This window comes from Microbispora sp. NBRC 16548 (genome assembly GCF_030268985.1).
GTDB classification, from domain to species: domain Bacteria; phylum Actinomycetota; class Actinomycetes; order Streptosporangiales; family Streptosporangiaceae; genus Microbispora; species Microbispora catharanthi.
Genome location: NZ_BSSF01000001.1, coordinates 611,349 through 636,424 on the forward strand (window position 1 = coordinate 611,349; position 25,076 = coordinate 636,424).

General features: G+C 73.2%; 20 protein-coding genes. 9 read left to right on the top strand and 11 right to left on the bottom strand.

The annotated features are described in order from the left end of the window. Positions 1-10: 10 nt before the first annotated feature. The 5 genes from QSK36_RS02745 to QSK36_RS02765 form a co-directional block, all read right to left on the bottom strand. Positions 11-1,660, bottom strand: coding sequence for a serine/threonine-protein kinase (locus QSK36_RS02745; protein ID WP_285781208.1), 1,650 nt, complete (start codon positions 1,658-1,660; stop codon positions 11-13). A 132-nt stretch (positions 1,661-1,792) separates the two neighbouring features. Continuing rightward, positions 1,793-3,961 (bottom strand): serine/threonine-protein kinase, encoded by a 2,169-nt coding sequence (locus QSK36_RS02750; RefSeq protein ID WP_285781209.1) that lies wholly within the window; start codon positions 3,959-3,961, stop codon positions 1,793-1,795. Positions 3,962-4,113: 152 nt separating this feature from the next. Beyond that, positions 4,114-5,499 (bottom strand): YlbE family protein, encoded by a 1,386-nt coding sequence (locus QSK36_RS02755; RefSeq protein WP_285781210.1) that lies wholly within the window; start codon positions 5,497-5,499, stop codon positions 4,114-4,116. A gap of 34 nt (positions 5,500-5,533) precedes the next feature. Beyond that, positions 5,534-6,901 carry an AllF/FdrA family protein gene (locus QSK36_RS02760; RefSeq protein ID WP_285781211.1) on the bottom strand — a complete coding sequence of 456 codons (1,368 nt, stop codon included), beginning with the start codon at positions 6,899-6,901 and terminating at the stop codon, positions 5,534-5,536. Next, positions 6,898-7,803 (bottom strand): oxamate carbamoyltransferase subunit AllH family protein, encoded by a 906-nt coding sequence (locus tag QSK36_RS02765; RefSeq protein ID WP_285781212.1) that lies wholly within the window; start codon positions 7,801-7,803, stop codon positions 6,898-6,900. The genes QSK36_RS02760 and QSK36_RS02765 overlap by 4 nt, the downstream gene beginning before the upstream one ends. A 296-nt stretch (positions 7,804-8,099) precedes the next feature. Between QSK36_RS02765 and QSK36_RS02770 the strand changes: the two genes are divergently transcribed. The 6 genes from QSK36_RS02770 (at position 8,100) to cutA (ending at position 15,352) form a co-directional block, all read left to right on the top strand. Continuing rightward, positions 8,100-9,677, top strand: a complete 1,578-nt coding sequence (locus QSK36_RS02770) for a PucR family transcriptional regulator (RefSeq protein WP_285781444.1) — start codon at positions 8,100-8,102, stop codon at positions 9,675-9,677. 149 nt (positions 9,678-9,826) lie between these two features. After that, positions 9,827-10,054: an RNA-binding S4 domain-containing protein gene (locus QSK36_RS02775; protein WP_167538717.1), complete on the top strand. Its 228-nt coding sequence runs from the start codon at positions 9,827-9,829 to the stop codon at positions 10,052-10,054. Between the two features lie 146 nt (positions 10,055-10,200). Continuing rightward, positions 10,201-11,583, top strand: coding sequence for a uracil-xanthine permease family protein (locus QSK36_RS02780; protein WP_285781213.1), 1,383 nt, complete (start codon positions 10,201-10,203; stop codon positions 11,581-11,583). Between the two features lie 27 nt (positions 11,584-11,610). Further along, positions 11,611-12,486: an FAD binding domain-containing protein gene (locus QSK36_RS02785; RefSeq protein WP_285781214.1), complete on the top strand. Its 876-nt coding sequence runs from the start codon at positions 11,611-11,613 to the stop codon at positions 12,484-12,486. After that, positions 12,483-12,971 (top strand): (2Fe-2S)-binding protein, encoded by a 489-nt coding sequence (locus QSK36_RS02790; protein ID WP_182903181.1) that lies wholly within the window; start codon positions 12,483-12,485, stop codon positions 12,969-12,971. The genes QSK36_RS02785 and QSK36_RS02790 overlap by 4 nt, the downstream gene beginning before the upstream one ends. Then, a complete protein-coding gene (gene cutA, locus QSK36_RS02795; RefSeq protein WP_285781215.1) occupies positions 12,968-15,352 on the top strand; it encodes an aerobic carbon-monoxide dehydrogenase large subunit in 2,385 nt (794 codons plus the stop codon). Before QSK36_RS02790 ends, cutA begins: the two co-directional genes overlap by 4 nt. Positions 15,353-15,391: 39 nt before the next feature. Here the strand turns inward: cutA and cydB are convergent, their stop codons facing one another. Further along, a complete protein-coding gene (gene cydB / locus QSK36_RS02800) occupies positions 15,392-16,303 on the bottom strand; it encodes a cytochrome d ubiquinol oxidase subunit II (protein ID WP_285781216.1) in 912 nt (303 codons plus the stop codon). Between the two features lie 11 nt (positions 16,304-16,314). Continuing rightward, a complete protein-coding gene (locus tag QSK36_RS02805) occupies positions 16,315-17,802 on the bottom strand; it encodes a cytochrome ubiquinol oxidase subunit I (protein WP_285781217.1) in 1,488 nt (495 codons plus the stop codon). Positions 17,803-18,167: 365 nt separating this feature from the next. Here QSK36_RS02805 and QSK36_RS02810 point away from each other — a divergent pair, with 365 nt between their 5' ends. Then, on the top strand, positions 18,168-18,548 hold the full coding sequence (locus QSK36_RS02810) for a serine hydrolase (RefSeq protein ID WP_285781218.1): 381 nt from the start codon (positions 18,168-18,170) through the stop codon (positions 18,546-18,548). 163 nt (positions 18,549-18,711) lie between these two features. Here the strand turns inward: QSK36_RS02810 and QSK36_RS02815 are convergent, their stop codons facing one another. After that, on the bottom strand, positions 18,712-19,776 hold the full coding sequence (locus tag QSK36_RS02815; protein WP_285781219.1) for an alkene reductase: 1,065 nt from the start codon (positions 19,774-19,776) through the stop codon (positions 18,712-18,714). Positions 19,777-20,056: 280 nt separating this feature from the next. On the opposite strand from QSK36_RS02815, the gene QSK36_RS02820 reads away from it, so the two are divergent. Next, positions 20,057-20,746 carry an SRPBCC family protein gene (locus tag QSK36_RS02820; RefSeq protein ID WP_285781220.1) on the top strand — a complete coding sequence of 230 codons (690 nt, stop codon included), beginning with the start codon at positions 20,057-20,059 and terminating at the stop codon, positions 20,744-20,746. Between the two features lie 161 nt (positions 20,747-20,907). Here the strand turns inward: QSK36_RS02820 and QSK36_RS02825 are convergent, their stop codons facing one another. The 3 genes from QSK36_RS02825 to QSK36_RS02835 all read right to left on the bottom strand — a co-directional run bounded on the left by QSK36_RS02825 (position 20,908) and on the right by QSK36_RS02835 (position 24,202). Beyond that, the gene (locus tag QSK36_RS02825) at positions 20,908-22,086 is read right to left on the bottom strand and encodes an FAD-dependent oxidoreductase (RefSeq protein ID WP_285781221.1); all 1,179 of its coding nucleotides are present in this window, start codon (positions 22,084-22,086) and stop codon (positions 20,908-20,910) included. A 138-nt stretch (positions 22,087-22,224) separates the two neighbouring features. Continuing rightward, a complete protein-coding gene (locus QSK36_RS02830) occupies positions 22,225-22,872 on the bottom strand; it encodes a PadR family transcriptional regulator (protein WP_139574751.1) in 648 nt (215 codons plus the stop codon). Positions 22,873-22,975: 103 nt separating this feature from the next. Next, entirely contained in the window at positions 22,976-24,202 is a 1,227-nt protein-coding gene (locus QSK36_RS02835; protein WP_285781222.1) for a hypothetical protein, read from the bottom strand. A 186-nt stretch (positions 24,203-24,388) separates the two neighbouring features. Between QSK36_RS02835 and QSK36_RS02840 the strand changes: the two genes are divergently transcribed. After that, positions 24,389-25,051, top strand: coding sequence for a DsbA family oxidoreductase (locus tag QSK36_RS02840; protein WP_182903189.1), 663 nt, complete (start codon positions 24,389-24,391; stop codon positions 25,049-25,051). Positions 25,052-25,076: the final 25 nt, after the last annotated feature.

A 25,076-nucleotide genomic window follows, 5' to 3' on the forward strand; every position in this document is an offset into this window, starting at 1 on the left:
CACCTCCGGCTCAGGGGGCCGGGCGTGACTTCCGGGTGACGAGGGCGGCCAGCAGCAGGGCCGGCACTCCGAAGGCGGCAAGGAGCACCAGGAGCGCCACGGCGGCGCCGGCCACGCTCCGTACGTCGGCCGAGGGCGCCGCTCCGACGCCGAACACGGTGTCGTCGCCGGAGCACGTCACCTTGTAGGTGTCCGTCTTCGGCGCGCGGATCTCGTAGAGCAGCCGCCACTTGGCGTCGCCCATGGCGAACGGCCGGTAGTTCGCCGCCGGCCGGGCGAGCCTGGCGTTCCGCCCACGGCCGGTCTCGATCTTGCAGCGCGGATCGGGTGACGCGCCGGAGACGTAGATCGCCGGCTTCAGCGCGGGGTTCAGCGCCACGGTCAACGGAGAACCGTCGCGGGAAACGCTCCTCGGCGTGGCGGAGATGCCCATGCCGACCTCGCACACGGCTGCGACGGCCGTGAGGAGCCCGCAGAGGACCGCCCAGGCGCGCGTGGTCCGCCGCAGCCAGGCGGGGTACCGCCTGGGCCGTCGCCCGGCCGTGGGACGCACCGGCGGCGCGTACGGCCTCGCAAGGAGGTGCGCGGGCCCCGCCGAGTAGGGAGCGGGAGGAACGTACGGAGGGTTCGGCGCGGGGAAGGCCGGCCGCGGACCGGGTGTGATCACCTGCGGGCCTGGTCCGCCGCCCGCCCGGGGGCGCCCCGGCGCACCGGACATGTACGGATACGGCGCCCCCGGCGGCTCCGGAGACGCGGTTGAGGCGCGGGTCGGGGCGACGCGCGTACGCACCGCCTGCGCCACGGTCGGGGGAAGCCACCTGCCCTGCTGGGTGGGCGAGGCGAAGTCACGGCCGCCGCCGGCCAGTTCGTTCAGCACGGCCGACAGGGCCGGCCGTGCTTCGGGTTCCTTGGCCAGGCACCGCGCGACCAGCGTCCGCACGGTGGGCGGCAGCGCGTCGAGGGCGGGCTCCTCGTGGACGATGCGATACCACAGCCCCTGCCACGACCCCTGTCCGAACGGCCCGGTGCCCGTCGCGGCGAACGCCAGCACGAGCCCCAGGCAGAACACGTCGCTCGCCGGTCCGACCCGGGTGCCCTTGAGCTGCTCCGGGGACATGAACCCTGGGGTGCCCATGGTGATGCCGGTCTTCGTCAGCGAGCCGCCCTCGGCGGCCAGGGAGATGCCGAAGTCGATGACGCGGGGGCCGTCCCCGGCCAGCAGCACGTTCGACGGCTTGAGGTCCCGGTGGACGACCCCGGCCGCGTGGATCGATTCCAGCGCCTCGGCCAGCCCGGCGGCCAGGGCCAGGACGGACTCCTCCGGCCACGGCCCGTGCTCGTCCACGGCGTCTTCCAACGACACGCCGGGCACGTACGCCGTCGCGAGCCACGGCGGAGACCCCTGTGGGTCGGCGTCGACCACTCCGGCGGTGAAGAAGCCGTTGACCTTGCGGGCCGTGGCGACCTCGCGGTCGAACCTGAGGCGGAAATCGGCGTCGCCGGCCAACTCGGGCCGCACCACCTTCACCGCGACGGCCCGCCCGCTCCGGGAACGCCCGAGATACACGCGGCCCATCCCGCCCTCGCCGAGGCGTGCCTCGATCCGGAAGGGGCCCACCTGCCGGGGATCGTCCTCCCGCAGCGCCTCGAAGGTCCGCACCGGCACTCCTTGGAATCCGGGATTCACGCGTGATCGATCAGGACATTCTCTCCAAAGAGCGCGGGAACAGGTCGCCGCGCGACGGCGCCGGGGTGAGGCGCGCGCCGCTGCGTCGCCGACGCCGGCCGGGCGTCAGGCGGGGCGGAAGGTGCTCCAGAGGGCCTGCCGAACCGGTGCGGCGGACTCGTTCCAGTCGAAGTCGGGCGAGGCGAACATGATGGCGTAGGCGCGTTCGCCCGCCTCCAGATAGCGGATGACCGCGTGGACGGTGACCTCGCTGGCGTTGGTGTAGGTGTACTCCCATTCGGCCGCGGGGTAGCGGTAGTCCACCTGGCGCAGCTGGACCTGCGTGTAGTCGGTGAAGTCCTTGATGTCCAGGTTCTGCTCGGCGGACCGCAGCGCCGCCAGGCTGCCGTCGGGGATCCTCTTGATCGTGACGCTCTGCCCGCTGTCCTTCGGGCCCGTGAGCCTGACGACGTCGTCGTCGACCGTGGAGGTCCACTCCTTCGGCACCGCCAGCGCCACCCCGCCCTCGGTCACCAGGTGGTAGCCCTCGGGCACGCGTACGGCCGACAGCGGGCGAGCGGTCGGCGTGGCGGCGTCGGTGGGCGCGAGGGTGGCGCCCGACCTGCCGTCCTGCTGCGAGACCACGGCCTCGTCCGGGCCGCTCGGCAGCAGCACGAACACGATCGCGACGATCACCGCGACCACGGCCGCGGCGGCGACGACGAGCAGCAGCTTCGACCGGCCCTCGCCGCCGGCGACCTCGTCGGCCCGCTCCTTGCGCCTGCGTCCCACCCGGGGCCCGTGCGGGCCCGCGGCGTCCGCGACCGGCCCGGAGTCGCCGGCCTGCGCCGAGACGGCCTGCGCGGCGGCCTGTTGCGGTGCCGCGTGTTGCGGCGCCATGTGTTGCGGCGCCATGTGCTGCGGTCCCGTCTGCTGGGGCGCCGCGTGCTGCCCGGGCCGGTGCGGCGCCCGCGGCGTGCCGCCCAGGTCGCCGGGCATGTCGCCCGGCGTGGGCGTCGGCCACATGGCCTCCTTCGCCCGCTCCGGCGCGTGCGTCGACCCCGAGGGGGACGACAGCGGGTCGAAGCCGGTGTCGAAGCCCGTGTCGAAGGCAGGGTCGAAGGAGGGGGTCTGCCCGAAGGCGTTCACGGGCCCGAACGCGCCAGGAGGCTCGTACGCGGGGTCGGCCGGCCGGGGCTCCCCGGCATGGGGCTCCATGGGACGGGGCGCGGCGCCGGGCGGGGTGGCCGCGCCCGGCGCCAGGTTCTCCGCCGTGAGCGGCACGCGGACCGGACCCGAGGGCGTCTCGATGATGCGCGAGGGCAGCGGCCCCGAGGGGATGTCGAGCGGCGGCAGCAACCCCGCGGGCGTGGAGTCCTGCGGGGTGGGCACCGACGTCGGCGTGCCGGCGCGGCCCGGCAGCCCGGCGCCGTGGCTGTGCAGCACCCGCTCCAGCATCTCCGCGACCTGCGCGGCCGGAAGGCGGTCGGCCGGGTTCTTGCGGAGCAGGCCCTCGATGACCGGCAGCAGCGCGCCCGCCCGGCGCGGCCGGTTGGGCTCCTGCGTGAGCACCGCGCCGAGCACGGCGACCGCGTCCGGCCCCTCGTACGGCGGGCGGCCCTCCACGGCGGCGTACAGCGTCGCGCCGAAGGACCACAGGTCGGCGGCGTGGGTGATCGGGCGGCCCTGGAGGCGCTCCGGCGGGATGTAGGCGGGCGAGCCCATGAGCAGCCCGGTCTGGGTGATCGTGACGTCGCCCTCGATGGCGGCGATGCCGAAGTCGGTGAGCACCACGCGGTCGGCGGTGAGCAGCACGTTGCCGGGCTTCACGTCCCGGTGGAGGATGCCGGCGGCGTGGGCGTGGCGCAGCGCGTCGAGCACCCGGATGCCGATCTCGGCGGCCTGCACGACCGGCAGCGGGCCGCTCTGCCGCACGGCCTGCTCGAGGGACCAGGCGCGGACGAGCTCCATGACGATCCACGGCCGCCCGTCCTCCTCGACGACGTCGTGGACGGTGACGATGCCGGGATGGCTGAGCCGGGCGGCCGAGCGCGCCTCGCGCAGCATGCGCCGGTGGGCGGTCTGCGCGCCGGCGTTGTCGAGCCCGAACGGCAGGAGCAGTTCCTTGACCGCGACGTCCCGGTCCAGCAGCACGTCGTGGGCGTGCCACACCATCCCCATGCCGCCGCGGCCCACCGGGGACAGCAGCCGGTAGCGCCGGCCGACGAGACGGCCCTGCCCTTCGGGGGCGCCCCCCGCGGGGACGCGGCCCACAGGTCCCTGACCCTCTGGCATAGGGGGGACCATACCGAGCAGGCGATCTGTCGTCATAGATAAGGTCCCCAATTCACGCTCGATCCGCAAGATCCCCCGAACGGACCGTGCGAATTGCATCGGATATCTGAGGTTGACGACGATATTACGGTCTGATGACGGTCAAAGGGAATTCATGCCTCGCCCAGCGCGTCGAGGGCGGCCGTGAAGGCCTCGGCCGGCGGGCTGACCAGACCCGCTCCCACCTGCCCGGTTCCGGCGATCCTGCCCGCGATGCCGGTGTTCACGACGGGCAGCAGACCGGTCCTGGCCACGAGCGCGACGTCGATGCCGGCCGGCGTGCCGCGGAAGCCCAGCCCCGGGATCTGGTACGCCGGGTGCTCGGCCATGGTGATCTCGTACATCGAGGTCGTGGCCGCCACGGCGTCGGACACCTCGCCGCCGACGAACCGGACGATCGCGGGGGCCGCCGCCATGGCGAAGCCGCCCAGGCCCGCCGTCTCGGTGATGGTGGAGTCGCCGATGTCGGGGTTGGCGTCGTCCGGGCCGTAGCCGCCGAGGTACAGGCCGTCGGGCACGCCGGCCGGGCCGGTGAACCACCGGTCGCCGAGGCCCGACACCTGTATTCCGAAATCGGTTCCATTGCGCGCCATCGCCACGACCAGGCTCGACCCGGGCACGCCGCGCGCTGCGTCGGCGCTGACTTTCGCCGCCGCCATTCCCGCGTTCAGGAAGAAATGATCATTTCCATTGATGAATCGCAGCACCTCGACCGCGTGGTCCGGGGCCGCCTCCACGACCGCGGGCGCGATCTCGCGCACCAGCAGGGACGTCGCCGCGCGGTTCCGGTTGTGCAGCTCGTCGCCCATCTGCAGCGCCTGCGCGATGAGCGTGCGCAGGTCGAGAGGGCCGCACCGCTCCAGCGCCGCCGCGAGCACCGGCCCGAGCACCTCGCCCATCCAGCGCAGCCGCTCGATCACCTCGGGCCCGTACGCGCCGTAGCGCAGGACCTTGCCCAGCCCCTCGTTCAGGGAGCAGTAGGCCGTGCCGCCGTGCTCGGCGTCGGCGACCTCCAGCATCCACATGGACGGGCTGACCACCCCCGCCATCGGCCCGACCGTGCGGTGGTGGTGGCAGGAGTCGAGGGTGATCCCCGCGCCGGAGGCCAGGCGGTCCTCCGCCTCCTCCGGGGTGGCCGCCAGGCCCTCGAACAGCATCGCCCCGGCGAGCGCCCCCCGCATCGGGCCGGAGGCCCGTTCCCAGGTGATCGGCGGACCGGCGTGGAAGAACTCCCCGGCCCCCAGGCCGAGAACCTCACGCGCCGGGCGTACGCCGGTCAGCATGGGGCGCGCCGACAGCATCCGCCCGACGGCGGTGGCGTTGGCGCTCTCGCGCCGGGGGTCGGCCAGCACCCGTGCGAGGGCCGCGGAGGCGCCCCGCAGCGGCGGCCGCCAGTCGACCTCCCACCGCGGCACGGCCTGCCGGTCCAGCGCCTCGCCCAGCACCTGCGCGCCCACCGTGATGACGCGCGGCTCGCCGTACAGCATGGAGAGGGTCATCAAGCTCCGATCGGGGTCGGCGCGGCCACGCCCGTCACCCGCCCGCGAGGAGGCGGGCGTGCCGGGCGGCCGCGGCGTTGGAGGTGAAGACCGCCGCCCCGGCCTCGCTCAGCCGGGCGGCCTGGGCACGCAGCCCCTGAGGGTCGCCGTCGGTGCCGACGACGGCCACGACCACGTCCACGCCCCCGGCCACCGCGTCGCGGATCGCGGGCGCCAGCCAGGAGGACGGGTCGGGGTCGGCGCCGTGCCCGAGCACGACGTCCATCAGCACGACGCCGGAGGCGACGCCGCGAAGCGCCTCCAGGCGCAGTGCCGGGTCGATCATGGGATGGGCCCGGCCCCGCGTGTAGGCGTCGTCGCCGAAGTCGGTGAACTCGCCTGTGCCCGCGACGAGCGCCGCCTCCGCGCACAGCGTGCCGCCGGCGTAGAGCCCCCGCAGGACCGCCGCGTCCCGGCGCCCGGCCGAGGTCGGCGGCGCGGGCCAGGAGGGCCACTCGGGGACGTCGCGGCCGAGGGCCCGCAGCACCTTCTCCGCGGCGGTGGTCAGGTCGTCCTGCCCCGGCCCGAGCAGCGCGGCGACGACCGGCGTCGCCAGGTCGAGGTCCCGTACGGCACGGGCCACCTCGGGGGCGGGGGGCTTGGAGACCAGCACGATCAGCTCGGTCGCCGGGTCCTCGTCGAGCGCGCGCAGCGCCTGCACGGCCGAGCGCCCGCCCACCTCCGCGGACAGGTCCCTGCCGCCCACGCCGAGCACGTGGGACACGCCGACGCCGGCGAGGTCGAGCAGGCTCGTCACCTGCTGGGCGCCGGTCCCCGAGGCGGCCACGACGCCGACGGGCCCGGGGCGCAGGACGTTGGCGAAGCCCAGGCCGGCCCCGCCCACGACCGCGGTGCCGCAGTCGGGCCCCATCACGAGCACGCCCCTGGCCCGTGCCCGGTCCTTGAGCAGGATCTCCTGCTCCACCGGCATGTTGTCACTGAAGATCATCACCGAGAGCCCGGCCTCCACGGCGTCGAGCGCCTCGGCGAAGGCGTGCTCGCCCGGCACGCTCACCAGCGCCAGGCTCGCCTCGAAGGCCCGCGCCGCCGACCGGGTCGTACGCGGCGGCGCCTCGCCCCGCGTCTCGCTCGCCGGCGCCCGTGCGGCGAGCTGTCGCTCCAGTTCGGCGGCGGCGTCCTCCAGCTCCGCGGGCGAGTCCGCCCGGACCGCCACCAGCAGGTCGCCGGGCGTCGCGGGCGGCACCGCGAAGCCGAGATCGCGGGCGAGGCCCAGGTTGAGCTCGGTCGCCATCGCGACGACGGCGACGGCCACTCCGGGCATTCCGGTGAGCGCCCGGCTCACCCGCATCAGCGTCACGGAGTCGCGGTAGACCCCGGGGCGCACCTCGACCAGGTCGTTCACTGGCCCTCCCGATGGGCGAGGACGGCGGACAGGCCGATCTGCACGCCCCACGCCAGGTCGGCGCCCGAGGTGTGGCCGAGGCGGAGCAGGCGGTGCACGGCCGGCTCCAGCGGCTGGTGCCCGGCCACGCCGCGCAGCACCCCGGTGACCTCCGGGCTCGCCTCGCCCCTGGCGGCGCAGTGCAACAGAGTGGCCGAGATGGGCGTGGTCCGGGTGCGGGCGTCGTAGGTGACTGCCGCGGCGAGCCAGTCGGCCAGCCAGACGGCGCGCGGCACTCCCGCCGCCGCGCCGAGGTGCCGCAGCGCGACCAGCAGGCCGGCGAGCATGTCGTCGCCGCTCGGCGTCAGCCCCGGGCCGAGACCGATCAGCCGCTCGGCCGCGGTGATGCTCTCCACCAGCGAACCGGCCCGGCAGCCGCGCTCGAGCAGCGCCGGGGCGCCGTCCGGGTCCAGCCCCGGTCGCCGGGGCGAGGCCGCGCGGGCACGGCCGAGCAGGCCGAGGGCGGGTGCGAGCCGTGCGGGGTCGGCGGGGCCGAGCGGGGGAGCGGGGTCCCACCAGCGGCGCACGCAGATCGACACGCCGCCGACCTCGACGGAGCCCTCGCCGACCCAGGCGTCGTCGCCCGCAGACACCCCGTCGAGGCGCTCCGCGAGCACCACGGCGTTGGGCAGGCGGACGGCCTCGCCCGTCACCACGGCGACGACGTGCGGCTCGGCCTCGCTCCTGATCTCCAGGTAGAGCGCGAGGGGAAAGGCCGCGAGCACCCTGGCCGGGCGGCGGGGCGCCTCGATCGCGGGCCGTACGGCCACGCTCGCGGCGCCGCTCACGTAGGCCGAGGGCGCCGGGGGGCGGGACGCGGGCGTCGTCGCCCGCCGCCCTTTCGGGCGCGTGCCAACACTCACCGGACCTCCCGAAGCCAGTCGTTGCCGACGCTAAGGCCCGATCTCCCCCCTCCGTACGGAGAAAGATGCCAACAGTCGGCCGAATGCTTGGCTCTTCCTGACAGGACCGAGGTCGGGCACAATCGGCCTGAGACGTCCCGGAGCGAGCCCGACGCAGTGAGCGGAGTGGTCCGCGAGGTACGAGCGGCCCGCGTAGCGAACGAGGAGGGTGAGCGACCGATGACCAGAGGACGTCGCGACCCCCGGTGACGGCATTCTCGGAGACGGCATTGCAGAACGACCCGGCCCCGCCCGCCATGCGCCTGGCGAGCACTGGAACGATCCTCCACGGCGTGTCGGTGGGCGAGGTGCTCGGGGTCTCGACGCTGGCGGACGCCCGCCTGATCGCCGGGCGGGCCGGCCTCGACCGCATCGTGCAGCGCCTCAACGTGATGGAGGTGCCCGACATCCTCGCCTGGGTGAAGCCGCACGAGCTGCTGCTCACCACGGGCTACCCGCTGCGCAACACGCCGCAGTCGCTCGACCGGCTCGTGGCCGACCTGGACGAGCGGGGCCTCGCCGCCCTGGCGATCAAGCTGGGCCGCTACCTGGACGAGCTCCCCGGGGAGATGGTCGAGCAGGCCGACCGGCTGGGCTTCCCGCTGATCCTGCTGCCCAACGACGTGGGCTTCGACGACATCCTCAACCAGGTGCTCACCGACATCCTGAACCGCCAGGCGGCGATCCTCGCCCGTACGGAGGAGGCGCACCGGGCGCTCGTGCAGATCGTGCTGGCCGGGGGCGGGATGCGGGAGGTCACGGCGGAGGTGGCCGGGCTGCTTCAGGTGGCCGTGGGGGCGACCGACGCCGCCGGTCATCTCCTCGCAGCCGCCGGGGAGTCCGCGCAGGTGGCGCGGCTGCGGGAGATCAACGCGGCCCTCGCGCGGACGCCGGCGGCGCCGCCCGCGGGCGGCGACGGGCACTACGCGGCGGTGCCCGTCGTCGCGGGCGGGCACCACCACGGGAGGATCGCGGCCTACAGCGCCCACGGCACGCTGACCTCAAGCGACATCGGCATCCTGGAGCGCGCCGCGACCGTCGCGGCGCTGGTGATCACGAAGCAGGAGGCGGTCACCGCCGTCGAGAGCAAGTACCGCGCCGACTTCCTGCGCGATGTGCTCACCGGCAGGGGCGGGCTGCGGGTGGCCGAGCGCGCCCAGGCGTTCGGCTGGGACCTGGAGCGCCCGGTGAGCGTGCTGGTCGCCGAGATCGACCCCGACGCCGAGGAACGGCCGGTCCAGGACCGCATGCTGGCGGCGTGGCAGGCGTCGGTGCGCAAGCACGACCCGCGCGGCGCGGTCGCCGGCTTCTCCCACGAGGTCGTGGCGATCGTCGGGGCGGCGGCCGATCCGGCGAAGGTGGCCAGGGACGCGCTCGCCGCCGTCTCGGACGGCACGTTCTCCACCGGCCTCAGCCGGGTCGCCTCCGGCGTGGACGCCCTGCCCGGCGCGTACGGCCAGGCGCTGAAGGCCGCCAGGGTGGGCCGGCAGCTCCACGGGGCGGGCGCGGTCGCCCACTTCGACGAGCTGGGCGTCTATCGGCTGCTGTCGCTGGTGAACGACACCGACGAGCTGCACGCCTTCGTCCGCGAGACCCTGGGCCCGCTCGCGGGGGACGCCGACGCGGAGAACGCCGACCTGCGCCGCACCCTGCAGGCGCTGCTGGAGACCAACCTCAACGTCGCCGAGACCGCGCGCCGGCTGCACTTCCACTACAACACCCTGCGCTACCGGATCGGCAAGCTGGAGCGCATGCTGGGCAACTTCACCGAGGACGCGCACCTGCGGCTCAACCTCACCCTCGCCCTCCACGTCCTGCGCATGCGGGGTATCTAGGTCGTGCCCCTTAGATCTCTTGCCTACTCCGATCGCCCAGGCGGCGCCCTCCGCTATGGGCTCCTCCTCCGCCTTGCGATGCATCCACCTGGCCGATCCTCGCTACGGCGAGATCTGCGGGACACTCCCTGACTATCTAAGCTGGCGGCGTGAACGACGCGAAGGCCCCAGCGATCACCTTCGAGCTGGACGGCGACTACATCCCGCTCTGCGATCTCCTCAAGTTCTGCCAGATCACCGACAGCGGCGGCGCGGCCAAGCACCTCGTCGCGGAGGGCCGGGTGCGCGTCGACGGACGCGTGGAGTTGCGCAAGGCCTGCAAAATCCGGGCAGGCCAGGTCGTCACCGGCGAGGGGTACACGATCCGCGTGGTGTGACGCTCCGGAGCTCGCCGGTTTGGCAGATCATGCCCATGTCTGTCGCGCACGCCAGTCCTAAAGTGCCCCAAACGGTCTAGAACGCCGCGGAGGGACGCCTGCGGGGTGGCCGACCGGCCCACGGCCCAGTACCAAGAGGGGCGTAAATGGCTTTCAGATGGACAGTGCACGGCGACGGGAGAGGGCTGGCCCCCGGGGAGGTCGTCAAACCTAACGAGAGGCTGAGCTGGCCGCGCATGGTCGGTATCGGCGCCCAGCACGTGATCGCCATGTTCGGCGCGACCTTCGTGTTCCCCCTCGTCATGGGGCTGGACCCGAACACGGCCGTGATGATGTCGGGCGTCGCGACGATCCTGTTCCTGCTCTTCACCCAGGGGCGGATCCCCAGCTACCTGGGCACGTCGGCGTCGTTCGTCGGCGGCGTCGTGGCGGTGCGGGCGGCGTTCGGCGGCGACACCCCGGCGGCCGACCAGGTCGTGACCGGCGCGATCCTCGTCGCCGGCCTGGTGCTCGCCCTGTGCGGCGTGGCGATCCACGTGCTCGGCGTGCAGATCATCCACCGCGTCTTCCCCCCGGTCGTGACCGGCGCGGTGGTCATGCTGATCGGCTTCGGCCTGGCGTACGTCGTGGCCGACGTGTACTGGCCGCAGGACCCGTGGATCGCGCTGATCACGATGACCGCGACGTTCGTGTTCATCGTGCTGTTCCGCGGCTTCCTCGGCCGGATCGGCGTGCTGCTCGGGCTGGTCTTCGGGTTCGTCCTGTCCTGGCTCGCCGACAAGGTCTTCGGGAACATCACCGCCTACAACGCGGGCACCGGGAAGGTCGACACCCACCCCCGGGTGAGCTTCCAGGCGGTCGCCGACGCCGACTGGATCGGGCTGCCGCACTTCCACGCCCCGTCGTTCCAGGCGTCGGCCGTGCTGGTGGTACTGCCCGCGGTGATCGCCCTGATCGCGGAGAACGTCGGCCACGTCAAGGCCGTGGGCCAGATGACCGGCGCCGACGTCGACCCCCAGATGGGCAAGGCGATCACCGCCGACGGCGTCGGCACCGTGGTCGCCACCGCCGTCGGCGGCTCGCCCACCACGACGTACGCCGAGAACATCGGCGTCATGGCGGCCACGCGGGTCTACTCGACGGCCGCCTACTACATCGCCGCGGTCATCGCGATCCTGTTCGGCCTGTGCCCCAAGTTCGGTGCGCTGGTCGCCGCCACGCCCGGCGGCGTGCTCGGCGGCGTCACGGTCATCCTGTACGGCATGATCGGGTTGCTCGGCGCCAAGATCTGGGTGGAGAACCGGGTGGACTTCGCCGACCCGGTCAACATGGTGCCGATCGGCGCGGGGATCATCCTCGCGATCGGGCCGGTCACCCACCAGATCACCGGCGACTTCTCGCTCGCCGGGATCGCGCTCGGCACGATCGTGGTGCTCGCCGGCTATCACCTGCTCCGCGCCATCGCGGGCAGACGAGCGAAGGAGGTCACGCGTGGGGAGATCGGGCTCGAACGCGACCCGGCCGTCTGAACGGCCCGCGCCGCGGGTGCGAACGCGATGAAGCCGCCTCCGTTCGGCTACCACGGCCCGGCCACCCTCGGCGAGGCGCTCGACGTCCTCGCCGAGGCCGGGCCTGACGGGAAGGTGCTGGCGGGCGGCCAGAGCCTGATCCCGCTGCTCAACATGCGGCTGGCCGCGCCCGCCCACATCGTCGACGTGAACCGCGTGCCCGGCCTGGACGGGATCGAGGCCGGGCCGTCCGGCGTACACGTCGGGGCCCTGGCCCGCCACGCCGCCGTGGAGCGCTCGCCGGAGGCCGCCGCCGCGCAGCCGCTGCTGCGGCAGGCGCTGCGGCTGGTCGCCCACCCCGTGATCCGCAACCGCGGCACCGTGGTGGGCAGCCTCGTGCACGCCGACCCCGCCGCCGAGATGCCCGCCGTGCTCGCCCTGCTCGGCGGGTCCGTACGGCTGGCGAGCCGGGGCGGGGAGCGGGAGGTGCCGGCCGCGGAGTTCTTCACCGGCCCGATGGAGTCGGCGCTGCGGCCCGGCGAACTGGCCGTGTCGGCGTTCTTCCCCGCGCTGCCCCGGCGGTCGGGCACGGCCTTCCACGAGGTGGCCCGGCGGCACGGCGACTACGCGGTGGCCGGGGTGGCCGCCGCTGTCACGCTGGACGAGGACCTCCGGATCGCCGCCGCCCGCGTCGCCTGTGTGAGCGTGGGACCGGTCCCGGTGGTGGTGGACGTGACCGCGGCGTGCGGCCCGCGCCCGGCCGCCTCGGCCGGCTGGGAGGCCGTGGCGGAAGCCGTACGGGACCGGATCGATCCGGAGGGCGACATCCACGCGACGGCGGACTACCGGCGGCACCTCACCGGGGTGCTCGCCGCACGGGCGCTGCGGGACGCCGCCTCCGCGGCCCGCGGGGAGGAATCGTGAACGAGACACGCCATCACGTGAGGCTGACGGTCAACGGGGTCGTGCGGGAGGCGACGGTGCCCGGACGGCGGCTGCTGTCGGACTGCCTGCGCCACGACCTCGGCCTCACCGGCACCCACGTGGGCTGCGAGCACGGCGTCTGCGGCGCCTGCACGGTGCTGCTGGACGGCGAGCCGGTGCGGTCGTGCCTGACGTTCGCCGTCACGGTGGACGGCCACGAGATCACGACGGTGGAGGGGCTGGCGCGCGACGGCGAGCTGTCGCCGGTCCAGCGGGCCTTCACCGAGTGCCACGCCCTGCAGTGCGGGTTCTGCACGCCGGGGTTCCTGTGCACGGTCACCGCGTTCCTGCGGGACAACCCCGCACCGACCGAGGAGGAGGCGCTGGAGGCCGTGGCGGGCAACCTGTGCCGGTGCACCGGCTACCAGAACATCCTCAAGGCGGTCCACCGAGCAGCGGAGATCCAGGCGGAGGAGGACCGGTGACGACCAAGTTGTTCGGCGAGCCGGTCCGGCGGCGCGAGGATGCCCGGCTGATCACCGGTCAGGGGCGCTACCTCGACGACCTGGGCGGAGGCGCGCTGGCCGCCGCCTTCGTCAGGTCGCCGCACGCCCACGCGCGGATCCTCGACATCGACGTGTCGGCCGCCCTCGACGTCGAGGGCCTCGTCGCGATCTACACGTGGGAGGACCTGCCGGGCGCGCCGGCCGAGCCGCTGCCGCTGCTGATCCCGCACCCCGCGCTCACCCACGGCCGCACGGCGTACCCGCTGGCCAGGGAGATCGTCCGGCACGTCGGCGAGCCGGTCGTGATGGTCGTCGCCCGCGACCGCTACCTCGCTGAGGACGCCTGCGCCCTGATCCGGGTCGACTACGAGATCCTCAAGCCCGTCGTGGGCATCGAGGAGGCCGTGCGCGGCGTTCATCTCGTGCACGAGGACGTGCCGGGCAACGTCGGCGCGCACCTCGTCCAGGAGGTGCCGGGACCGGGCGGCGTGACCGCGCGGGAGGCGATCGACGCCGCTCCGCACACGCTGGAGTTCCGCCTCGACGTCGAGCGCAGCGCGTGCACGCCCCTGGAGGGGAAGGGCGTGTACGCCCGCTGGGACGCCGACGACGGGTCGCTGCGCGTCTACTCCTCCACGCAGACGTCCACGAGCGTGCGGATGGCGATCGCGGCCAAGCTCGGGCTGCCGCTGCCCAAGGTGGAGGTCATCGCGCCCGACGTCGGCGGCGGGTTCGGCGTCAAGATCGTGCATCCGTGGCCCGAGGAGGTCCTCGTCCCGTGGGCGGCCCGGCTGCTGAACCGCGAGGTGAAGTGGACCGAGGACCGGCGCGAGCACTTCGTCTCGTCGTCACACGAGCGCGGCCAGGTCCAGCACGTGCGGGTCGGGTTCGACGACGACGGGCGCGTGCTCGGCCTCGAGGTCGAGATCCTGCACGACCACGGCGCCTACACGCCGTACGGGATCATCGTGCCGATCATCACCTCGACGCAGCTGCTCGGGCCGTACAAGGTGGGGGCCTACCGGGTCGAGTTCTCCTCGATCTACACCAACACGGTGCAGGTCACGCCCTACCGGGGCGCGGGCCGCCCGCAGGGCGTGTTCTGCATGGAGCGGACGATGGACCGCATCGCCGCCCATCTCGGCAGGGACCGTACGGAGGTCCGCGCGGCCAACTTCATCCAGCCGCACGAGTTCCCCTACGACCAGGGCATGACGTTCCAGGACGGGCGTCCGCTGATCTACGACAGCGGCGACTACCCCGAGGCGCTGCGCATGCTCAAGGAGCTGATCGGCTGGGACTCCTTCCCGGAGGCGAAGGCCCGCGCGGCGGCCGAGGGACGCAGGATCGGCATCGGCGTCGGCTGCTACGTCGAGGGCACCGGCGTCGGCCCCTACGAGGGCGGGCACGTGCAGGTCACCTCCGACGGCCGGGTGCACGTCTCGACCGGCCTGACCTCCCAGGGGCAGGGGCACGAGACCGTGTTCGCCCAGATCGCGGCCACCGAGCTCGGCGTGCCGATCGAGAAGGTGTCGGTCGTCACCGGCGACACCCGGCGCTTCGGGTACGCCGTGGGCACCTTCGCCTCACGGGCGGCCGTGATGAGCGGCAACGCGATCGCGCTCGCCTGCCGGAAGGTCAGGGAGAAGGCGCTGCGGATCGCGGCGGAGGCGCTGGAGGCCGACCCGCGCGACCTGGAGATCACCGACGGGATGGTCCACGTCGCCGGCGTGCCGTCGGCGTCGATCCCGCTGGCGACCGTCGCCGTGCTGTCCAACCCGCTGCGGTACGCCTTCGACGAGGAGGCCAAACGGGCCACCCAGTTCGCCGGGCCCGCCTCCGACGACCGGCCGCCGGTGGCGGAGGGGGAGGAGCCGGGTCTGGAGGGCCGGGACTACTACTCGCCGGTCAGGTCCACCTTCGCCGCCGGCATGCACGCTGCGATCGTGGAGACCGACCCCGACACCGCGGAGATCAGGATCCTGCGTTACGCCGTCGTCCACGACTGCGGCAAGCTGATCAATCCGATGATCGTCGAAGGGCAGATCCACGGCGGGGTCGCCCAGGGCGTCGGCGGGGCGCTGTACGAGAAGATGGTCTACGACGAGCACGGCCAGTTGCTGAACGCCTCGTTCATGGACTTCCTGATGCCGTACGCCACGGAGGTGCCGCGCATCGAGACGGCCCACCTGGAGACGCCCTCACCGCTGAACCCGCTGGGGATCAAGGGCGCGGGGGAGGCCGGGGTCATCCCCGTCTCGGCCGTCATCGCCTCCGCGGTCGAGGACGCCGAGGGCATCACGATCGCCCGGATGCCCGTCTCCCCCTCCGACCTCCACCACCTGCGCCTGGAACGGTGACCACCGTCAGAGCGCCGGAGTACACGTCCCGTTCCTGAGTCAGGACACCTCGGCGGTGAGGCGCTTGCGGAAGACCCAGTAGGTCCAGGCCTGGTAGGCGATGACGCCGGGCAGGGCGATCAGGCCGATCCAGGTGAGGACGGTCAGCGTGTACGGCGCCGAGGCCGCCTCGGCCAGCGTGAGCCCGGGCAGGGGAGCGTTCCACAGCACGCCGAAGACGGTGGCGGTCGTCGCGGCGATCGCGGTCGCGGTCGCGGTGAAGGCCCAGCCCTCCCGGCGGCCCCACACCAGCGTCACCCCGGCCGCCAGCGCCGCGGCGGCGAGCAGGGCCGTGCCCAGCGTCCACATCGGCCCCTTGCCGGGCACGGACGGCAGCGTGGCGATCGCCACCGGCACCGCCCCGACGGCCGCGAGAAGCGCGGCGCGGCGGGCGCGGGCCCGGACCCCGCCGGTCGTCTTGAGCGCCACGAACACCGCGCCGTGCAGCACGGCCACCGACAGCGACAGGGCCCCGCCGAGCACGGTCGCCAGCGCCGTGCCGAACAGCAGGTTGCCGAAGATCGCGCCCCACAGGAACGCCGGGAGCACGCTGCCGGTGACGATCCCGGCGTCGCACAGCGCGACCTCGCGCCGGGAGTGGACCTTGCCCCGCCACTCCAGGCCCACGCCGCGTACGACCAGGCCGGCGATGACGAGGAAGACCGCCAGGTAGAAGCCGCTGAGCAGGCCGGAGTACCAGGCAGGGAAGGCGGCGAACATAGCTCCGATCGCGGTGATCAGCCACACCTCGTTGCCGTCCCAGACCGGCCCGATGGTGGCCAGCACCTGCCTGCGGTCGGCCTCCGAGCGCGACAGCAGCGGCAGCAGCGCGCCCACGCCGAAGTCGAATCCCTCCAGGACGAAGTAACCCGTCCAGAGGAACGCGATCACGATGAACCAGAAGGTCGTCATCTCGTGGCTCCTCAGTACATGAGCGTCGGCGTGAGCCGCGCCTCGTCGGGGCGGGCGGGAACGGCGCCGGCGGGCACGTTCTCGACCGGCGGCAGCTCCGGGCCCGCCTTGACGTGCCGCACCAGCAGCACGCCCTCGGCCACCGCCAGCACGCCGTACAGGACCGTGAAGATCGCCAGGGTGATCGCGACCTCGCCGAGCGAGACGCCGGGCGACACGCTGGCGGCCGTCATGAGCTCGCCCTGGACGGTCCACGGCTGGCGGCCGATCTCGCTGAGCAGCCACCCCGAGATGATCGCGACGGCGGGCAGCGGGAGCGCCAGCACGCACAGGCGGGCGAACCAGCCGGGCACCGGCTTCGCCGTGCCGCCGTGCCGCCGCCGGGGCCGCCGGGTCAGCCACAGGCCGAGCGCGGACAGGCCGACCGTGGCCATGCCGAAGCCGATCATCACGCGGAACGACCAGAAGACGACCGGCAGGTTCGGGGTGTAGTCGGCCGGTCCGAAGGTCTTCTCGTACCGCGCCTGGATGTCGTCGACGCCCTGGACCGTCGCGCCGGGGTCGTGCGCGGCGAGCAGGCTGAGCAGGCCGGGCACCTCGACGCCGGGCACGATCGAGAACGGCGCTCCGGCGGTGTCGTGGCGCAGGCCTTCCGCCGCGGCGAGCTTCATCGGCTGCTGCTCGCGCAGCAACTGGCCGGACAGGTCGCCGCTGCCGGCGACGACGGCCCCAGCGATCGCCGTCATGACGAGCGCGGCGCGCAGGCTGGTCCGCCACATGTCCGGGAGGCGGCGCATCGGCGTGGTGGCGTCCCCGGCGGCCGTACGGGCCGGGCGGCCGTTCTTCCGAGACCACTCGGGCCGCAGGCCGAGCCCGCGCTCACGCAGGATGCGGTAGCCTGCGACGGCGATGACGAACCCGCCCGCCACGACGAACGAGGCGGCGACGACGTGCGGCACCTGGGCGAGGGCCGTCGAGTTGGTCAGCACCGCCCACAGGTCGGTCATCCTGGCCCTGCCGTCCACGACCTCGTAGCCGACCGGGTGCTTCATCCACGCGTTGGCCGCGAGGATGAAGTACGCCGACAGGTTGGAGCCGATGACGGCCGCCCACAGACAGGCGAGATGGATCCGCTTGGGCAGCCGGTCCCAGCCGAAGATCCACAGGCCGAGGAACGTCGACTCCAGGAAGAACGCGAGCAGCGCCTCCAGCGCCAGCGGCGCGCCGAACACGTCGCCGACGAAGGTCGAGTACTCGCTCCAGTTCATCCCGAACTGGAACTCCTGGACGATGCCGGTGACCACGCCCATCGCGAAGTTGATCAGAAAGAGCTTGCCGAAGAACTTCGTGAGCCTGAGGTAGTGCTCCTTGCCCGTCAGGTGCCAGGCGGTCTGGAGCCCGGCGACGTAGACGCCCAGCCCGATCGTCAGGGGTACGAAGAGAAAGTGGTACACGGTGGTCACCCCGAACTGCCACCGTGCCAGGTCAAGCGCGTCCATGTCTCCCTCACGCCGGAGCTCTACAGCTCGTAGTTCTATAACCAGTAGTACTACAAGCTGTAGAGCATTAGGGCTCCGCGAGGTGCGATCTTCGTCACAGCCGGGCGGCGCGCCGCCCGGACCCCGGTTCGCGGTGCCGGATCCCCGTTGCTTGCAGTACCGACGATTGCGGTCGGACCGTCCCGGTCACCAGGGACAGGGGTCCCGTCCCGCCGGGAGCGCCTCCTGGGGAGGCACGGGATCAAGAATGGACGAACGATGACAAGTGCCGCGTCCGCCGCGCGGCTGATTCACCCGTACGCCGCGCGGTTGACGGCGCGAAGGCCGGGTCGGCGGATGGGTGTACGGGGCTCCCGATCGGGTGGATGGGAGCCGAAGGCCTGCTTGCACCGCTGGGCTCGGTCACCAAGACCTACACGGCGAGCGCGCTGGTGCGCCTGGCGGAGGAGGGGCGGGTCGAGCTGGACGCGCCGGTGCGCGGGTACGTCCCCGAGCTCCGGCTCGCCGACGAGCGCGCCGCGGCCGAGGTCACCGTGATGGACCTGCTCAACCACACCGCGGGGCCGGGCTGGGGACTGATCACGAGCCGCTGGGACTGTCGCACACGTTCTTCGCGCGCGACGACTTCATGCCCCGCCGGTTCGCCGTGGGGCACAGCCCCGGCGAGGACGGAAGGCCGGCCGTCGCGCGACTGTGGCGGCGCTCGCGGGGCGACAACCCCGAGGGAGGAATCGCGTCCTCGGTGACCGACCGGCTTTGCTGGGCGCACAGGTGACCGGCCGGGACGCCGAGCCGCTCAGGGCGGTCTGCGCGGCCGGTGCGGCTTCTTCACCAGGGACGACAGCGGCGCGGTCGTGGGGGTCGACCTCGGGGGCCGGCTGTTCGCCCGCGTCCGCGCCTGAGGCACACCTACGCGGCGGCCGGGTGGAGTGCCAGCGTGGGGTAGTCGGTGTAGCCGCGGTGGTCGCCGCCGAACGCGGTGCTCATGTCGGCCTCGTTCAGCGGCGCGCCGACGCGCAGGCGCAGGGGCAGGTCGGGGTTGGCCAGGAAGGCCCTGCCCAGCGCGACCAGGTCGGCGCCCCAGTCCAGCAGTCTCTCCGTGGCGGACGCGGGGTCGATCGTCTCGGGATCGTTGACGATCAGGGCGTTCGGCCACAGGCCGCGGATCCGCGCGTTGAGCTCGTCGCCACCGGTCGCCACGAGGTGCAGGTAGACCAGGTCGAGCTCGGCGAGCGCGGACACAAGCGCGGGATAGAGCTCGTGCGCGTCCTCCTCGACCAGTCCCTGGGCGCCGTTCAGAGGGGACAGCCGGATGCCCACCCGGTCGGGGCCGATCTCCTCCGCGACGGCTCTGGCGGTCTCCACGGCGAACCGGATCCGGTTGGCCGCCGACCCGCCGTACCGGTCGTCGCGCAGGTTGGCGTTCTGGGACAGGAACTGGTGGATGAGGTAGCCGTTCGCCCCGTGCAGCTCGACCCCGTCGAACCCGGCCTCCATGGCGCGGCGCCCGGCGGTGGCGAAGTCGCGGACCGTGGCCTCCACCTCAGCGGTGGACAGCTCCACGGCGACCGGCGTGTCCTGGAGGCCCGCCGGCGTGAAGATCTGCTCGCCGACCCGTACGGCGGAGGGGGCGACCGGCGGCCTGCCGGTGTTGCCGGGATGGCCGACCCCTCCCGCGTGCATGATCTGTGCAACGATCCTGCCGCCCGCCGCGTGGACGGCGCCGGTCACCTCACGCCACCCCGCCACCTGTTCATCCGTGTGCAGCCCCGGCGTGTTCATGTAGCCCTGTCCCGCGGGGCTGGGCTGCACGCCCTCGGTGACGATCAGGCCCGCCGAGGCGCGCTGGGCGTAGTAGAGCGCGGTCAGCGGAGAGGGGACTCCGGCCAGGTACGCGCGTGACCGCGTCATGGGCGCCATGACGAGACGGTTCGGCAGCCGGAGGGAACCCAGCTCGAAGGGCGTGAACGGCATGGTCGTGTCCTTTCCTCAACGGATGGCCCGCCAACTTGGTCAGCAAAATTGGTCGGCCAATGTCCCAGTGATACAACTTGGCCGACCAATTTGCAAGCGGCGGGCATCGGTGAGGGCTGGAGCGCGGCGGCCCGGCGAGGCGCTGTCGTCACGGCTCCGGTAGCCGGCCGTGCCTCCGGGGCATGTGAACTCTGCACGACCGCGGCGCCGTGCCGGGGCAGATCTTGCCGTTCTCGCCGTACGGGTGATTCTCTAGGGTGCTCGGCATCGGAGGTGGCCCATGAAGGTCTCAGGCAGCGCGCTGGTCGCGGCGGAGCGCAAGCGGGTCTGGGACGCCCTCCAGGACCCCGGCGTCCTGGTTCGGACGATCCCCGGCTGCGAGCGCCTGGAGACGATCGGCGAGAACGTGTACGCGATGACGGTGACCGCGGGGGTCGCCTCGATCAAGGGCGTCTACCAGGGCGAGGTGGCGCTGCGCGACCAGGAGGAGCCGGACCGGTTCACGCTCGGCGCACGCGGCCAGGGCGCCCCCGGCACGGTCGAGGCGACCGTGGCCGTACGGCTCAGCGACGCCGGAGGCGGCACCCGGATCGACTACGACGCCGAGGCCGTCGTCGGCGGCATGATCGGCGGCGTGGGGCAGCGGATGCTCGCCTCGGTCGCCAAGAAGACCGCGGGGGAGTTCTTCTCCGCCGTCGAGCGGCACCTGCTGTCCGTCCCCGCCGGATCCGTGGAACCCGCCGTCGCCGAGGTCGTGCCGGTGGCGGCGGCCGGCGACGGGCGTGCGGCGGTGGCGGCGGCCGTGACCGGGGAGGCCGCGCCGCGGGTGTTCACGCGAGAGGTCCCGGCCGCGCCCCGCCAGGGTGTGCCGGCCTGGACGATGCTCGCGGCGTTCGGCGCCGGCGCCGGGGTGGCGCTCGGCAGCGCCGTCATCGGCTGGCTCCTCGGCCGCCAAGGCCGCCGCAGGTAGGACGCGCGCCGCCCCAGGCAGGACACGCCCGCGCAGGTGGGACACGCGCCGCCGCGGGTACGGCAGGCGTCGCGACCACCGACGTCCCGTGACTCCACGGACAGGCCGGTTCCGCCGCGGCGGAACCGGCCCGTCCGTGGTCCGGCTTCCGGCTGCGGGTTCTAGGAGAGGGCGCCGACGGGTGTGTCCCAGTCGATGCGGTAGCGCTGCTCCGGGCCCACGGTCTTGTCCGGATTCAGGAACGTCTTCAACATCAGCGGCATGAGAAGCGGCATCAGCTTCTGCATGACCGGACCCGGCGTCTTAGCGCTGTTGATCTTGTAGGTGCGTGCCGCCACCTTCTCCACCCGGGTGCGGCGGAGCCGCTCGTACGTGGCGAACGCCCGCGGTACGTCCTCGATGTCCCGCAGGCAGCGGGCGAGCTCGACGGCGCTCTCGATGGAGAGCGACGCGCCCTGCCCCGAGCTGTTCGACGGCGCGTGGACGGCGTCGCCGACCAGGACCATCCGATCCCGATACCAGTGCGGGACGCTGGGCATGATGTAGAGGGCCCCCGTCACCTGCATCGATGTCACCGGGGTGTGACGGAGCAGATCACCGCCGGGCACGTCCTCGCCGTACTTCTCACACAGGATGCGCATCCACTCCTCGCGCGGCACCTCGCGGGCCTGGGTGAGGGACAGGGGGCGGTGGTAGGGCAGGTTGACGCCCCAGGTGCTGCCGCCTGCCGCGTTGAGCCAGTAGAGGTAGTAGCCGCGCCTGCCGAAGGCGAAGACCGTCGTCTCCGGGTCTTCGGGCACCTCGTAGGAGGACACGCCTTCCAGGCCGAGCATCCCGGTCCACTTCGGGCCGGGCGCGTCCGGATCGATGAGCCGGCGAACGGTGGAGTGGACGCCGTCGGCGCCGACCAGGACGTCGAACCGGGCCCGGCTGCCGTCGTCGAAGACCGCCGTGGTGCCCTCGACCCCGGTGAGCCGTCTGCCGTACTCGACGTTGACGCCCTGCTTCACGGCCTCGTCGTGCAGCGCCCGGTAGAGGTCGGCGCGCCGGACCATGTGCAGCGGTCCGACCTGGGACAGCCTGGGCAGCTCCAGGCGTGTGCGGCTGCCGAGCGTCATCACCGAGCGGGTGCCGGGCTGCCCGGCCGCCCGCACCGCGTCGGCCGCACCGACGATTTCCAGCGCCGCCATGCCGTTGGGGGCGAGGACGAGCGATCCGCCGACGCCGTCGGCGCTGGTCGGGTACGCCTCGTAGATGGTGGCGTCGATGCCCGCCCTGCGCAGCGCCAGCGCGGTGACCGGGCCGGCGATGCCGCCGCCGATTATCGCGACGTTCTTCATTTCTCCTCCTGTCGATTGACGTGCTCGCCGAACCGTCATGGGAGGAGACCCGTTATTCTCGATTCGTTGCATCTTCGGGCCACCACATGCCGGTTCGAAGGTTCTCCTGGTGGCGGTGTTGCAGCACCGCCACCAGGGCTAAATGTCGGTGATGTTCTTTTCCGCGAGTTCCTTCATCTCGGCCGGCAGTCCGCCGGCCTCGTGGAAGGCCCGCCACTCCGGCAGGCCGGGGAAGGTGCCCGCGGTCAGCTCGTCGAGCAGGGCGCCGATCCAGCCCTCTTCCGCCTTGAGTATCGCCAGGTCGTACTCCGTCTCGATGAGGAAAAGACGCGGCACCTGCGCGCTGTCACGTTCATAGAGCTCCTCCAGCCCGGCGATCCCCTTCCTGATCGCCGCGAGCCGATCGGTGAGCAGCCCGGCCACGTCGTCCGGGGGGAGCACCGCCATGACCGACAGGCCGGCGCGAAACCACGGGAACTCCGTGTGGGGGACGCGGAGCAGCTCCCGGGTCCAGTCGACCAGCTCCTCCCGGCCCGCCTCGGTGATCCGGTAGACGGTCCGCTCCGGGCGGCGCCCCTGGCGACCGCTCTCCAGTTCCTGGATCAGCCCATGCTTGGCCAGGTTGCCGACGACCGTGTAGAGAGACCCCCACTTGATCCCCATGTCGTGCTCTTTGTTCCAGCCGCGCAGGGCCGCCGCCATCTCGTAGGGGTGCATCGGCCGATGCGCGAGCGCGGAGAGCACCGCCAACGCCAGCAGGTTCGCCACCTTGCGCCGCTTCGCCATCGACGATCACCCTCCTGCTCGCTTATTCGTCTACGAATATACGGCTGCGAGTTCGTGGCCGCAAGACCGGGGCCCGGCGTACGCCGCGGGCGGGCCGCGCGGATCAGGCGGCGGCGCGGTAGACGGTCGCTCTGTGAACCCCGCCGGCCTTGCAGGAGGAACGGGTCCCGACCGCCCGCAGCCCCGGCGTCCCGGGCCGGGAGACCAGGGCCGTGACGTCACCCCCCTCGCACTTGCCGTCCTCCAGGCGCTGGCGAAGGGTGATGCGGCCGTGCCGGTCCATGTGGAGGAGCCGGGTGCCCCACTGCGCCTCGATCCACGCGCCGTGCCTCCCGTCGTCCACGATCTCGGTGAGACCGGTCCCGTCGAGCTCGTCGTCGCGGATGACGTCCATGGACCACTCGCGGCCGTCCCAGTGGCCGATCAGCCATTGTGCGGGCTGCTCCTCGCCGGTGTCGTTGAAGACGCCCCCGACCGCCCACACGTCCCTCGTGTCGCGTGCGAGGACGTCCCAGAAGAGGGCGCTCAACCCCTCCACCAACGGCAGGTGGGGAAGGGCCACCCTGGTCCAGGCGCGGCCGTTCCACCTCGCCGCGGCGGGCTGACGGGTGGCCGTGTCCCGGCCCACCGCCCACACGTCCGAGGGGGTGCGCCCGTCGATCGACTCGGCCCGGATCGGCATGTGCGTGTCCGTCCAGCGGCCATCGGGCCGCCGGCGCTCGACGACGGTGGCGTCAGTCTGGCCCACGTCGGCCTTCCGCGCCAGGAACCACACCTCCGGGCCGATCGCCCGTGCCCGGGTGATGCCGAGGCCGCCGCCGAGATCGGTGATCCGCCAGGATCGGCCGTCCCACCGCGCGGCGGAGGATCGGGACATGTCCGGCGCGTAATCGGGGGCGCCGGTGAAGACCCACAGGTGATCCTCCTGGTCCACCACCACGGCGCGCCCAGCGCCCTCCACACCGGTCAGGGGCACCCGCTTCCAGCCGCGTACGGTGAACCGTCCCACCCAGGCCTCGTTGTCGACGCCCGCGCCGACGGCCCAGGCGCTCCCGTCCGCTCGCATCGCCACGCCGCTGAACGTCCGAGGTTCCGCCGCCGGCAGGACGCGCACCGGCCGCCACGGTCCCGCCATGGTGGGGGCGGGCAGGAGCGGGGACGCCGGCCGGGCGGCCGGCTGTCCGGGCGTGGGCGTACGCCGGGCCGGCGACTGCGGCCGAGGGGTGTCCGACGACGCGTGCACCGTACGGCGCCCCTCTCCGGGTCCGGCGCACGACGCGACCAGGACGGCCGAGAGCAGAGCGACAACGAGTTTCCCGCGGGGTGACATGCGCCACAGCGAACTAGACGCACCGGCCCCGCCGCAACCGGCCGGCGCGGGCCTGCTCCCGGTCCTGGTGCGGGCCGGGAAATGCCGCGCCCAGCCGGTTGACGTGAGGCTGTGGCCGCCCCTGCCAGTCCCGGTAAACGCCGCCGGCGGGGAATCGGCCGCCGGAGGCGCTGGTTGGGACATGTCGTGAAAGTCGAGATCTTCTCCGATGTCGTGTGTCCCTGGTGCTACATCGGTCACCACCGTCTCCGGGAGGCCGTGCGCCTCTACGAGGGGGACGTCGAGGTCGCCCACCGTCCGTTCCAGCTCGACCCGGACGGGGTCTCCGGGGGTGAGCCGCTGCTGCGCGCGCTGGAGCGCAAGTTCGGCGGTGCCGCCCGGGTGGCGCAGATGACCGGCCACGTCACGGGCGTGGCGGCGCAGGACGGGCTGGAGCTCCATTTCGACCGGGCGGTCGCCGCCAACACGTTCGAGGCGCACCGGCTGATCCGGCTGGCCGGCCGCGCGGGGCGCGACGCGGACATGGCCGACCGGCTCTTCCGGGCGCACTTCACCGACGGCCTCGACGTCGGCGACCCCGCCACGCTGGCCGCCCTGGCCGCCGAGGCGGGAGTCGAGGACACGGGCGAGGGGGCGGACGAGGTGCGCGCTGAGCTGGCCCGCGCCCGTGCGCTCGGCGTCCGCGCCGTCCCGCTGTTCCTGTTCGAGGAGAAGTTCGCCGTCTCGGGCGCGCAGCCCGTCGAGACGCTCGTGGCCGCCCTGCGGGAGGTCGAGGCGCGTACGGCCGAGGAGAGGGCCGTACGCGTGCCGGCCGGCGAGGACTGCGACGACGGCACCTGCGCGGTGTAAGTCACCCGTCCGGGCAGGGTCTGAC